Raw genomic sequence first — 13145 nt, forward strand, 5'->3', positions numbered from 1 at the left:
TTCCTTTCCGGCCTCCGAGGGCGTTGTCGAGTGCTGCCCGGCTGCGCACCGGTAATTCGGTGGTCTCTCTCAATTGTCCTTCTCCTTCTCGTCTTTCTTCTCCCCGTAGATACTGTTCTTCGCCCCAGCCGGTGCGTAGGAGTCGTCGAAGCCTTGGTCCAGTTCGTAGATGCTGCTCACAGACCGCTGGATCCATTCGTCGTCGTCCTTGTGCGTCTTCTTGCTGAAGTCCATGTGGTTCGAGATGTGGGCGCATGCATCCATCAGGGACTTGAGCTGTTTCTCCCATCGGCCGGAGAGATGGGTGAGAGCACCGCCGAGGGCGAAATCCTGACTCGTCAGGCTCGCCGCTGCCTTGTCCGTACCGGGGATCACCGCTTGGCGGGCCTCCGGCCACAGGCGGTTGTAGAGCTTGTAGGCGTGATCGCCCACGGCTGCCAGGTCGGCTTGGGCGACGGTGAGGTCTCCCTCCTTGGGAGCAGCCAGTCGTTCGTCCTCCGGGACTCCGTTGAGCTGCATCCGGGTGCTGCGCTCCGAGGCGGATGCCTTGAGCTGGTCCCATTCGTCCCACGCCATCAGGTGTTCTCCTTCCGTCGCGCCTTCCGGTGAGGGCATGAAACCGGGGGTTTCCGGCCTGTCTCCGGTCGGTGCTGCTGTGGCAGTCGATTCGTTCAATCGAGTGACGGCGCCTTCCGGTGCCCCGAGACCGGCGTACGCCGATGCGTGAGGCGTACGCGTTTACCTGTCGGCAGGCGCGATGCGAAGGGCCCGGCGGCGGGGACCGCCGGGCCCCTCCCTCACTCCGCGTCCTCCGGCATGAGCCCCGTCTGCACCAGCGGATTCCCCCGCTGCCGTGAGACGAAGATCCCGCGCCCCGCCGGCATCGGGCGCATCCGCACACCGCCCAGGATGTCCCCTTCCTGCGGGTCACCGGAGAGCAGGACGCCCTGCGCGCCGAGTTCCATCATCCGTTGCATGAAGGGTTCGTACGAGGACCTGCTCGCGCCCGCCGCGCTCCGGGCGATGATGAAGCGGACGCCCACGTCCCGTGCGAAGGGCAGGTTCTCGGTCAGCTTGCTCAGCGGGTTGCCGCTGGAGGTGGAGACCAGGTCGTAGTCGTCGACCACGACATAGACCGATGGCCCCCGCCACCAGCTCCGGTCCCGCAGCTGCTGGGCGGTGACGTCCGCCGACGGGGTACGGCGCTGCATCAGGTCCGCGAGGGCGTCGACATGGTGCTCCATGGCGTTGGACATCGGGACGTACTCCGCCAGATGGGTCGCCGGGGTCACGTCCAGCAGCGCCCGCCGGTTGTCGATGACGAAGAACTTCGCGGAGTCGCCGTCGTACCGCTCGGTGAGCTGTTTGATCAGCAGCTTCAGCAGGTTGGACTTGCCGGATTCGCTGTCGCCGAAGATCAGGAAGAACGGGTCGCGTTCGAAGTTGAGCCAGACCGGTTCGAGGTTGTTCTCGTCGATGCCGAAAGCGACTCCGCGCCCGGGGTCCGCCTGGCCGCCGGGCAGCCTGGCCGCCGGGAGTTCGCGGGGGAGGAGCCGTACGGCCGGTGCGCCGGGCGCGGTCCAGTGGCGGGTGACTTCCTGGGTCATCGCCGCGGTCGCCTCGGACAGGTCGCTGTCGGAGTTGATTCCGTCGATCCGCGGCACCGCCGCCATGAAGTGCAGCTTCTCCGGGGTCAGACCCCGTCCGGGCACTCCGGTGGGGACGTTCGCGGCGACCCTGCGGTCCAGTTCGGAGTCCATGGTGTCACCGAGCCGCAGCTCCAGCCGGTTCATCAGGAGATCCTTCAGGTTGGCCCGGACCTCCATCGAACGGCCGGCGGTGAGCACGATGTGGATGCCGTAGCCCAGGCCCCGCGCGGCGATGTCGAGGACCGCGGGCTCCAGCGCCTCGTAGTCCGTACGGAAGTTGCCCCAGCCGTCGACGACCAGGAAGACGTCGCCCCAGGGCTGGTCCGTCACCGAGATGTCGCCGCGGGCCCGCATGGTGCGGAAGGTCGCGATGGAGTCGATCCCCGCGCTGCGGAAGTACTCCTCGCGCCGGGTGAGGATGCCGTACACCTCGGCCACGGTGCGCCGCACCCGCTCCGGGTCGAGCCGGGACGCTATCCCGCCGACGTGCGGCAGCCCGGCGACCGCGGACATACCGCCACCACCGAAGTCGAGACCGTAGAACTGCACCTCGTGCGGGGTATGGGTGAGAGCGAACGCCGAGATCAGCGTCCGCAGCAGGGTCGACTTGCCGGACTGCGGGCCGCCGATGATCTGCATATGGCCCGCGGCGCCCGAGAAATCGCGGTAGAGCGTGTCCCGTCGCTGCTCGAAGGGCTTGTCGACGACACCGAGGGGGACGACGAGCCGTCCGGCCCCCTCGTAACCGGGCCGGGTGAGCCCCCGGCCCGGCACGTTCGCCAGCCCCGGAACGACCTCGTCCAGCGGCGGCGGATTGTCCAGCGGCGGCAGCCACACCTGATGGGCCTCGGCGCCCCGCCCCTCCAGCCGCCGCACGATCACATCGAGGACGGAGTCGGCGAGCGCGTCGTCCTCCGGCTGCCGGGCGTCGGGTACGGCCGGCCCGGCCGCGGGCTGTGCGTACCGCACCGGCACCGGCGCGGCCGTGAAATGCACCGGGCGCCGGTCCACCGGCAGCGGACCGCCCGCGGCGGCCACCCGGGTGCCGCCCTCCCGGTAGACCCCGGAGACGTACGCCGCCTTGAACCGCAGCATCTCGTCCGTACCGAACTTCAGATAGCCGGAGCCCGGCACGTTCGGCAGCGTGTACGCGTCGGGCACGCCGATCGCCGCCCGCGATTCGGCCGCGGAGAAGGTCCGCAGACCGATCCGGTACGAGAGGTACGTCTCCAGACCCCGCAGCCGCCCCTCCTCCAGACGCTGCGACGCCAGCAGCAGATGCACGCCCAGGGAGCGGCCGATCCGGCCGATCTGCACGAACATCTCGATGAAGTCCGGCATCGCCGTCAGCAGCTCGCTGAACTCGTCGATCACCAGGACCAGCGACGGGATCGGCTGGAGCGGGGCACCGGCGGCCCGCGCCTTCTCGTAGTCGTGGATATTGGCGTAGTTGCCCGCGTCGCGCAGCAGCTCCTGCCGCCGGTTGAGTTCACCGCGGATGGAGTCGCCCATCCGGTCCACCAGCGTCAGATCGTCCGCCAGGTTGGTGATCACGGCCGCGACATGCGGCATCTGCGACATTCCGGCGAAGGTCGCACCGCCCTTGAAGTCCGCGAGGACGAAGTTCAGGGTCTCGGAGGAGTGGGTGACGGCGAGTCCGAGGACCAGTGTCCGCAGCAGCTCGGACTTGCCGGAACCGGTGGCTCCGACGCAGAGTCCGTGCGGGCCCATGCCCTCCTGCGCCGCCTCCTTCAGGTCGAGCATGACGGGGACCCCGTCCTCGCCCACCCCGATGGGGACGCGCAGCCGCTCCGACTGGGAGCGCGGCCGCCAGGTGCGGCTGACGTCGACGGAGGCCGCGTCGCCCAGATTCAGCAGATCGGTGAAGTCGAGATTGGCGAGCAGCGGTTCGTCGTCGTCCCCGCCACTGGCCATCCGCAGCGGCGCGAGCTGGCGGGCCAGCGCCTCGGCCGCCTCCGTACCGAGCAGATCGGGAACGCCGTCGTACACCATGCCGTGCCCGGACTCCAGCCGCAGCGAGTCGGGGGTGACGATCACCGCGAGCCCGCCGCGCGGTCCGCTGAGTTCACCCGGTACGACCTCGATGACGGTGACGCCCTGAATGCCCTCGGGCGCCGCCAGCGGCGATGTCGGCGTGACCGACTGGCCGTCGAGCACCACCACCACATGCGGCTGGTCGAGCAGCGGTCCTCCGCCGCCCTGGAAGCGGGGCCGGCCGTCGATCCGGGACGCGAGCAGTTCGTCGAGTTCCCGTGGATCGACGGTGATCAGCCGGCGGCTGCCGGCGCCGTCGCCCTCACCGCCCGCCTGGAGATGCGGCAGCCACTTCGCCCACTCCCAGTGGTCCACGGACTCCCGGCTCGCGGCGATCACCACGGTGAGGTCGTCGGGGGAGTGCAGCGAGGCCAGCGACGCGATCACGGAACGGGCCGCGGAGCGTACGGAATCGGGGCGTCCGCCTATGGTCAGGTGGTAGAAGGCGCGCAGCGAGACCGCCAGCGGCAAGCCGTCGAGCGTGCTGTGCGCGGTGAGGAACTGCCGCATGGCGCTCGCCGTCAGCGGTTCCAGATCGTCGACCGGCGCGGTCTCCGGCGCCAGGATCGGGGTGGCGAGCTGCTGGCTGCCCAGACCGATCCGCACCTGGCCGAAGTCGGGGTCGCCGATCCGCCGCTCCCAGACCCTGCTGCCCTCGGCGACCAGCGCCCACAGCTGCTCGGGCGACGGGTGCAGGTAGTACTGGGCGTCCCGCTGGAGCCGTGCCGTCCGCTGTACCTGACGCCGGGTCTGGTTGAGGTACTTCAGATAGTCGCGCCGCAGATCCGCCAGTTCCCCCTGGGTCCCGCGCCGGTAGCGGACCAGCATCGCGATGGCCATGGCGATCGTCGAGGCGATCATGATCATGCCCATGATCCGCATGATGGGGTTCGGCGTCATGAAGAAGAACACCACCGAACCGCCCATGCCCAGCATCGGCAGCAGCTGCATCAGCGCGCCCTCCTGCTGCCCGCGGGGGAGTTCCGGAGGAGGCTGCAACTGAAGGGGGTCGCCGGGCACCTCGGAAGGCAGGGCCCGTGGTGGGCGCTTGACGACGATCTGACTCACAAGCTCACCAATTCCCTTGCCGGACGGCAATGTTTCTGTCGGCGCCCCCGTGGCGTCCGCCCCGTCCGCGGTGAGGGATCCTACTTGCGCGGCGCGTACGGGGTGCGGGGTAGGGTGACGCGATCGGTTTGCGCACCCGCGCCGCCCGCGCGGAACATCCGGGGAATCACCCGGGAATCACCCGCTGATCACCGGGGAATCACCGGAGAAAACGGGTGATTCGGAGTGCGGTGCCGGTCCGGTGGAAAATAGTCCGGATGAATTGAATACGGGCCGAGGGTGCGAATTCGGGCCGTCCGGGTGGGGTGCAAAGCCGACCTATCGTGCACAGAGTTCCGGTAGGGGGATGCGGATCCACCGTATGGAGGCGAAGTGTGAAGCCTTCGTACGGAGTCGGTGTACGTACCGGACGGGCCCGCGGCCGGGCGCGTACGAACGGCGTACGGACAACGGGCCGCGGCCGGACCGGAGTCGTCGCACCGGAACACGGAGCGCGGAACACAGGACGAGGGACACGGCACGCTGAGTACGGGACGCTGAATACGGGACACGGGACACGGGACACGGGACATACGACAGGGACACGGAACACGGTCCGCAGAACGACAGCACCCGGAACGGCAGGGTCCCGAGCCGGTGCAGGTGAACATCACGAGGGGATGCAGCAGGTGAGTATGGTGACCTCAGCGGCGGCGCACGGGCCGGGCCGGCCGGGACCGGTGGCCCCGGCCGGCAGCGGAACCGGTTTCTGCCGGGTGACCGTCGTCGCGCCGGACGGACGCGTCGACGTCGCCCTGCCCGAGGACATCGCCGTCGCGGACCTCTACCCCGAAATCCTCCGCCTCTCCGGCCAGAGCCCCGAGCCCGGCGCCCCCGTCGGCTACCACCTCGTACGCCGCGACGGCACCGTCCTCGACAGTGCCCGCTCCCTCGGCACCCAGCGCATCCTCGACGGCGAACTGCTCTCCCTGCGCCCCTTCGCCGAATCCCTGCCCCCGGCCGTCTTCGACGACGTCTCGGACGCCGTCGCCACCGCCGTCGCCAAGGACCGCACGCTCTGGAGCGACGCCCTGATGCGCGGCGCCGGCCTCTTCGGCGGCTCCGTCCTGCTGCTCCTGCTCGCCTTCGTGCTCTGGACCTCCGACCCCCGTAACGACATGCACGGACTGCCGGGCGTGCTCGCCGGGGTCGCCGCGCTCCTCCTGCTCGCCCTCGCCGGCATCCGCGCCCGCGTCTACGACGACCGGGCCGCCGCCGTCGCCCTCGGCCTCGGCGCCATGGCGAACGCGGGCATCGGCGGCAGCGGACTCCTGCCGCCCGCCGACGGCCAGGGCATCGGCAAACTGCAGTTCCTGCTCGCCTGCGCCGCCGTCCTCGTCGTCGCGGTCATCCTGACCATCGTCGCCCCCGGCGGCGACGGCCCCTTCGTCGCCTTCGTCTTCGCCGCCGTGATCGGTGTGCTCGCCGCCTTCGTCGCGATCCTCCAGGAGCTGACCCCGGTCGAGACGGCCGCGATGTGCGCCCCGCTCGCCGTCGGCACCCTCGCCTTCCTGCCCGGCCTGTCCACCCGCTTCGCCCGGCTCCCGATCGGCTTCGACCCGCCCCGTACCGCCGTCGGCGACTACGGCTCCGACGACGAGCCCGCCGGACCGGTCGACGGCGAGCGCATCGCCGCCCTGGCCCGTCGCGGCCATGAACTCCTCGTCGGCCTCGTCGGCGGCTGCGCCCTGGTCGCCGTGGGCGCCGGCGCGGTCCTCGGCTTCTCCGACAACGTCTGGGGCCGGCTGCTCGCCCTGGCCACCGGAATCGCCATGCTGATGCGGGCCCACCTCTTCCGTTACACCGCGCAGGTCGGCTGCGCCCTCGCCGCCGGTCTGGGCTGCCTCGTCCTCCTCGGCCTCGGTCTGGCGATCAACCCGCCCGCCGAGCTGATGCAGGACGCCTTCCGGGGCGACACCACCGCCCTCGACATCCGTACCGTCTGGCTGGCCGCCGCCGTCGCCGGGGTCGCCGCGCTGATCATCGCCATCGGCCTGATCGTCCCGCGCACCGGAGTCACCCCCTTCTGGGGCCGCTTCCTGGAGATCGCGGAGACCTTCGTCCTGCTGACGCTGCTCCCGCTCTGCCTGGCGGTCTTCGACGTCTACCACTCCATCCGCGCCCTGACCTCCGACTGACCCGCCCCCGGACCCGCCCCCGACCCCGCCGAGGCACCGCGACCGGCCCCCGGGCCGGGCCCCTCCCCGGGGCTGGTACGCTGGGTGACGGCCGTTTGTGTACGCCCTCCCGGAATCCCCGGAGCCCCTCGCGGGCCTCGTCGGAGCTGGGAGGAGCGCCCATCGGACCTCCGCCCCCGAGTCACCGAAGTTCCCCTGAGAAAACGCCAGGGGCACTCGCGGGCGCTTCGAACACCATCTGAGGAGTACGTGTGTCTCTCGACGCCGCCACGAAGAAGCAGATCATGGCCGAGTTCGGCACCAAGGAGGGCGACACCGGCTCCCCCGAGGTCCAGGTCGCGATGCTCTCCCGCCGCATCTCGGACCTGACCGAGCACCTGAAGACCCACAAGCACGACCACCACTCCCGCCGTGGTCTGCTGATCCTGGTCGGTCAGCGCCGCCGTCTGCTGCAGTACCTGGCCAAGAAGGACATCCAGCGCTTCCGTACGCTGGTCGACCGCCTCGGCATCCGCCGCGGTGCGGCCGGCGGCGCCAAGTAAGACGCTGTGAAGGGGAGCGGTTCCCGCCTGACGGGACCGCTCCCCTTCGGCTTTTTGCCGTTCTTTTACCGATCTGCGGTAAGCATGGACGGTACGTACCGGTTCTTTGACCGGACGTGACCGCTGTACGTGCGCGACGCAGCGCACGGCATTTAGTCTGGTCGCATGAGACAGCGCCGGTCCCACCGGACCGGAGCGCACCCAAGGAGAGGCCGGCTCGCCCCCGCCGGTCCTCGGTAGTGGCTCCCGGGAGACTCGAACCCCGGCAGCTTCGATCGAAGACCGGCCCAGTACGAGCGCTTCTCCACCTGTCCCCGGGCCACACGGGCACGAGGACGAAAGACGTAACGAAACGTAACGGAGAACACGCTAGTGGAGAACGAGACCCACTACGCCGAGGCCGTCATCGACAACGGCACCTTCGGCACCCGCACCATCCGCTTCGAGACCGGCCGTCTGGCCCGTCAGGCCGCCGGCTCCGCCGTGGCCTACCTGGACGACGACACCATGGTGCTGTCGGCCACCACCGCCTCGAAGAAGCCCAAGGACCAGCTCGACTTCTTCCCCCTCACGGTGGACGTCGAGGAGCGGCAGTACGCCGCGGGCAAGATCCCCGGCTCCTTCTTCCGCCGGGAGGGCCGCCCCTCCGAGGACGCGATCCTCACCTGCCGGCTCATCGACCGGCCGCTGCGCCCCTCCTTCAAGAAGGGCCTGCGCAACGAGATCCAGATCGTTGAGACGATCATGGCGCTCAACCCCGACCACCTCTACGACGTGGTCGCCATCAACGCCGCCTCCTGCTCCACGCAGCTCGCGGGCCTGCCCTTCTCCGGCCCGATCGGCGGCACCCGGGTCGCCCTGATCAAGGGCCAGTGGGTCGGCTTCCCGACCCACACCGAGCTGGAGGACGCCGTCTTCGACATGGTCGTCGCCGGCCGGGTCCTGGACGACGGCGACGTCGCGATCATGATGGTCGAGGCCGAGGCCACCACCAAGACCATCCAGCTGGTGAAGGAAGGCGCCGAGGCCCCCACCGAGGAGCTGGTCGCCGCCGGTCTGGAGGCCGCGAAGCCCTTCATCAAGGCGCTCTGCAAGGCCCAGTCCGAGCTGGCCGCCAAGGCCGCCAAGCCCGAGGGCGAGTTCCCGGTCTTCCTGGACTACCAGGACGACGTGTACGAGGCCCTGGCCTCCGCCGTCAAGGGCGAGCTGGCCCAGGCGCTCACCATCGCGGGCAAGCAGGACCGCGAGACCGAGCTGGACCGCGTCAAGGAGCTGGCCGCCGAGAAGCTCCTCCCGGCCTTCGAGGGCCGCGAGAAGGAGATCTCCGCCGCCTACCGCTCGCTGACCAAGAACCTGGTCCGCGAGCGCGTGATCAAGGAGAAGGTCCGCATCGACGGCCGCGGTGTCACCGACATCCGCACCCTGGCCGCCGAGGTCGAGGCCATTCCGCGGGTCCACGGCTCCGCCCTCTTCGAGCGTGGCGAGACCCAGATCCTGGGCGTCACCACCCTCAACATGCTCCGCATGGAGCAGCAGCTGGACACCCTCTCCCCGGTGACCCGCAAGCGCTACATGCACAACTACAACTTCCCGCCGTACTCCGTCGGTGAGACCGGCCGTGTCGGTTCCCCGAAGCGCCGCGAGATCGGCCACGGCGCGCTCGCCGAGCGCGCGATCGTGCCGGTGCTCCCGAGCCGCGAGGAGTTCCCGTACGCGATCCGTCAGGTCTCCGAGGCCCTCGGCTCCAACGGCTCCACCTCCATGGGTTCGGTCTGCGCCTCCACCATGTCGCTGCTGAACGCCGGTGTGCCGCTGAAGGCCCCGGTCGCCGGTATCGCCATGGGTCTGATCTCCCAGGAGATCGACGGCCAGACGCACTACGTCACCCTCACCGACATCCTCGGTGCGGAGGACGCCTTCGGCGACATGGACTTCAAGGTCGCCGGTACGAAGGAGTTCGTCACCGCCCTCCAGCTCGACACCAAGCTGGACGGCATCCCGGCCTCCGTCCTGGCCGCGGCCCTGAAGCAGGCCCGTGACGCCCGCCTCCACATCCTCGACGTGATGATGGAAGCGATCGACACTCCGGACGAGATGTCCCCGAACGCCCCGCGGATCATCACCGTCAAGATCCCCGTGGACAAGATCGGCGAGGTCATCGGCCCCAAGGGCAAGATGATCAACCAGATCCAGGAGGACACCGGCGCCGAGATCACCATCGAGGACGACGGCACGATCTACATCGGCGCCGCCGACGGCCCGGCCGCCGAAGCCGCCCGCGCCACGATCAACGGCATCGCCAACCCGACGATGCCCGAGGTCGGCGAGCGTTACCTGGGCACGGTCGTCAAGACCACCACCTTCGGTGCCTTCGTCTCCCTGCTCCCCGGCAAGGACGGACTGCTGCACATCTCGCAGATCCGCAAGCTGGCCGGCGGCAAGCGCGTGGAGAACGTCGAGGACGTCCTCGGCGTCGGCGCCAAGGTCCAGGTCGAGATCGCCGAGATCGACTCCCGCGGCAAGCTCTCCCTCATCCCCGTGATCGAGGGCGAGGACGGCGACGACGCGGCGGACCAGAAGGACGACGCTGCCAAGTGACGTCGCGCGGCTTCAAGGCGACGGCCCGCACCTCCTCGGAGGTGCGGGCCGTCGCCCGTACCCAAACGCTTCTCAAGGGCACGAACGGCATCGGCACGGTCCGGCGCACCACCCTCCCCGGGGGGCTGCGGATCGTCACCGAAACCCTGCCGTCCGTACGCTCCGCCACCTTCGGGATCTGGGCGCACGTCGGCTCCCGTGACGAGACCCCGGCGCTCAACGGCGCCACCCACTATCTGGAGCACCTCCTCTTCAAGGGCACCCGGCGACGGTCCGCCCTCGATATCTCCTCCGCCGTCGACGCGGTCGGCGGCGAGATGAACGCCTTCACGGCGAAGGAGTACACCTGCTACTACGCGCGGGTCCTCGACACCGATCTGCCGCTCGCCATCGACGTCGTCTGCGATATGCTCACCGGCTCGCTGATCGAGCAGGAGGACGTCGACGCCGAGCGCGGGGTCATCCTCGAAGAGATCGCGATGACCGAGGACGACCCCGGCGACTGTGTGCACGACCTCTTCGCGCACACCATGTTCGGGGACACCCCCCTCGGCCGCCCCGTCCTCGGCACGGTCGACACGGTCAACGCGCTCACCGCCGACCGGATCCGCCGCTTCTACAAGAAGCACTACGACCCCACGCATCTGGTGGTCGCGGCGGCGGGCAACGTCGACCACGCCACCGTGGTACGCCAGGTCCGCCGCGCCTTCGAACGGGCCGGCGCCCTCAGCCGTACCGACGCGGTCCCGCTCGCCCCCCGCGACGGAGGGCGTACGGTCCGCACCGCGGGCCGGGTCGAACTGCTCGGCCGGAAGACCGAGCAGGCCCATGTTGTCCTCGGCATGCCCGGCCTGGCCAGGACCGACGACCGCCGCTGGGCCCTCGGCGTACTGAACACCGCCCTCGGCGGCGGTATGTCCTCCCGGCTCTTCCAGGAGGTCAGGGAGAAGCGCGGTCTGGCCTACAGCGTGTACTCGTACACCTCGGGCTTCGCCGACTGCGGGCTCTTCGGCGTCTACGCGGGCTGCCGCCCCGCCCAGGTCCACGACGTCCTCAAGATCTGCCGGGACGAACTGGACCGGGTCGCCTCCGACGGTCTCACCGACGACGAGATCGGCCGGGCCGTCGGGCAGTTGTCCGGCTCCACCGTCCTCGGACTGGAGGACACCGGGGCGCTGATGAACCGCATCGGCAAGAGCGAACTGTGCTGGGGCTCCCAGATGTCCGTCGACGAGATGCTGGGACGGATAGCGGCCGTCACCCCCGACGAGGTGCGCGAGGTCGCGGCCGAGGTGCTCGGCCACCGCCCGTCGCTCGCGGTCATCGGCCCGCTGAAGGACCGGCAGGCCGACCGGCTCCACGAATCGGTCGCCTAGGCCTTGGGCGCAGTGTCCGGGCCCGGCCCCGGCGGACCGGATGCGCTCCGGCCCGCCGGGGCCCGACCCGGCACGGCCTTAGGCTTGGCCCGGGGACCGACGACCTGAGAAGTGCCTTTCGGAGGAAAGAGACTGATGAGCAAGTTGCGCGTGGCGGTCATCGGAGCCCGGGGCCGGATCGGCTCCGAGGCGGTTCGGGCCGTGGAGGGCGCCGGCGATCTGGAGCTGGTCGCGGCCCTGGGCCGGGGCGACAAGCTGGAGACGCTGGTCGACGCCGACGCCCAGGTGGTGGTCGAGCTGACCACTCCCGCGTCCGTGATGGGCAATCTCGACTTCTGCGTACGCCGCGGCATCCACGCCGTCGTCGGCACCACCGGCTGGACCGACGACCGGCTCGCACAGCTCGGCACCAGCCTCGAAGCGTCCCCCGGGACGGGCGTCCTGATCGCCCCGAACTTCTCCATCGGCGCGGTCCTCACGATGAAGTTCGCCCAGGCGGCGGCGCGCTGGTTCGAATCGGCCGAGGTCGTGGAGCTGCACCACCCCAACAAGGCCGACGCCCCCAGCGGTACCGCCACCCGCACCGCCCAGCTCATCGCCGCGGCCCGTGCCGACGCCGGGCTCGGCGACCAGCCCGACGCCACGGCCACCGCCCTGGACGGCGCCCGCGGCGCCGATGTCGACGGTGTTCCGGTGCATTCCGTACGGCTCCGGGGGCTCCTCGCCCACCAGGAGGTCCTCCTCGGCGGCGAGGGGGAGACCCTCACCATCCGGCACGATTCGCTGCACCACAGCAGCTTTATGCCCGGGATCCTGCTCGGGGTCCGCCGGATCGGCTCCGTACCCGGTCTGACCATGGGCCTGGAGCACTTCCTCGACCTCGGCCACGACCGGCCCGCAGCCCACTGACCGACTGGCCGAACTGATCGACATGCGCGCGAAAATCACCTACTTCGTCACGGCCGCCGTCCTGGTCGTCTACTTCGTCCTGGTCGGCAGCCGCGGTCTGCTCCTCATCCAGCAGGGCACCTGGCTCACCGTCGCCTTCGGCATCTCCGTGCTGGCCCTGCCGGTCATCGGGGTCTGGTTCCTCTGGAAGAACACCCGCTTCGTCACCCGGGCCAACCGGCTGGCGGCCGAGCTGGAGGCCGAGGGCGGACTGCCGGTCGACGATCTCGCCCGGACCCCGAGCGGACGCATCGACCGGGACGCCGCGGACGAGGTGTTCGCGCGGCGCCGCGCCGAGACCGAGGACGCCCCGGACGACTGGCGCTGCTGGTTCCGGCTGGCGATCGCCTACCACGACGCCCGGGACACCCCGCGGGCGCGCAAGGCCATGCAGCGCGCCATCGCCCTCCACCAGGCCGCCGGGGCCTGAGCAGCCCCCGAGCGGGCGCACAGTAGGCAGAACCGCGGCGGGGCCCCCCCGGGGGGGGGGGGGGGCGGGGGGGTCGGGGGGGGGGGGGGGGGGGGGGGGGGGGGGGGGGTGGGGGGGGGGGGGGGGGGGGGGGGGGGGGGGGGGGGGGGGGGGGGGGGGGGGGGGCCCCCGGGGGGGGGGGGGGGGCGGGGGGGGGGGGGGGGGGGGCCTCCAGCCGCGGAGGATCCTGGGGCGGGGCACGGGCCAGACTCGCTCGTTACTTACGGTGACCGAGTGGTGGGTGGTGCGGGGAGGGTCGGGTG

At 70.5% G+C, this 13145-nt stretch carries 8 protein-coding genes; 6 read left to right on the forward strand and 2 right to left on the reverse strand.

The features are described 5' to 3' along the window. Positions 1–69: 69 nt before the first annotated feature. Positions 70–576 (reverse strand): hypothetical protein, encoded by a 507-nt coding sequence (locus ACIQ9E_RS28380; protein WP_403711805.1) that lies wholly within the window; start codon positions 574–576, stop codon positions 70–72. A 221-nt stretch (positions 577–797) separates the two neighbouring features. Further along, positions 798–4772 carry a type VII secretion protein EccCa gene (eccCa, locus tag ACIQ9E_RS28385; protein WP_403711807.1) on the reverse strand — a complete coding sequence of 1325 codons (3975 nt, stop codon included), beginning with the start codon at positions 4770–4772 and terminating at the stop codon, positions 798–800. Between the two features lie 674 nt (positions 4773–5446). Between eccCa and eccD the strand changes: the two genes are divergently transcribed. The 6 genes from eccD to ACIQ9E_RS28415 all read left to right on the forward strand — a co-directional run bounded on the left by eccD (position 5447) and on the right by ACIQ9E_RS28415 (position 12843). Next, the gene (gene eccD / locus ACIQ9E_RS28390; protein WP_403711831.1) at positions 5447–6949 is read left to right on the forward strand and encodes a type VII secretion integral membrane protein EccD; all 1503 of its coding nucleotides are present in this window, start codon (positions 5447–5449) and stop codon (positions 6947–6949) included. 251 nt (positions 6950–7200) lie between these two features. After that, positions 7201–7491, forward strand: coding sequence for a 30S ribosomal protein S15 (gene rpsO / locus ACIQ9E_RS28395; RefSeq protein ID WP_006346214.1), 291 nt, complete (start codon positions 7201–7203; stop codon positions 7489–7491). Positions 7492–7863: 372 nt separating this feature from the next. Further along, positions 7864–10089, forward strand: coding sequence for a polyribonucleotide nucleotidyltransferase (locus ACIQ9E_RS28400; RefSeq protein WP_403711810.1), 2226 nt, complete (start codon positions 7864–7866; stop codon positions 10087–10089). Beyond that, positions 10086–11465, forward strand: coding sequence for a M16 family metallopeptidase (locus ACIQ9E_RS28405; protein WP_403711812.1), 1380 nt, complete (start codon positions 10086–10088; stop codon positions 11463–11465). The genes ACIQ9E_RS28400 and ACIQ9E_RS28405 overlap by 4 nt, the downstream gene beginning before the upstream one ends. Positions 11466–11600: 135 nt before the next feature. Beyond that, on the forward strand, positions 11601–12374 hold the full coding sequence (gene dapB / locus ACIQ9E_RS28410) for a 4-hydroxy-tetrahydrodipicolinate reductase (RefSeq protein ID WP_403711814.1): 774 nt from the start codon (positions 11601–11603) through the stop codon (positions 12372–12374). A 22-nt stretch (positions 12375–12396) separates the two neighbouring features. Next, positions 12397–12843 (forward strand): hypothetical protein, encoded by a 447-nt coding sequence (locus tag ACIQ9E_RS28415; protein ID WP_403711816.1) that lies wholly within the window; start codon positions 12397–12399, stop codon positions 12841–12843. Positions 12844–13145: the final 302 nt, after the last annotated feature.

It is taken from the genome of Streptomyces sp. NPDC094448 (assembly GCF_044763775.1).
Classification (GTDB): domain Bacteria; phylum Actinomycetota; class Actinomycetes; order Streptomycetales; family Streptomycetaceae; genus Streptomyces.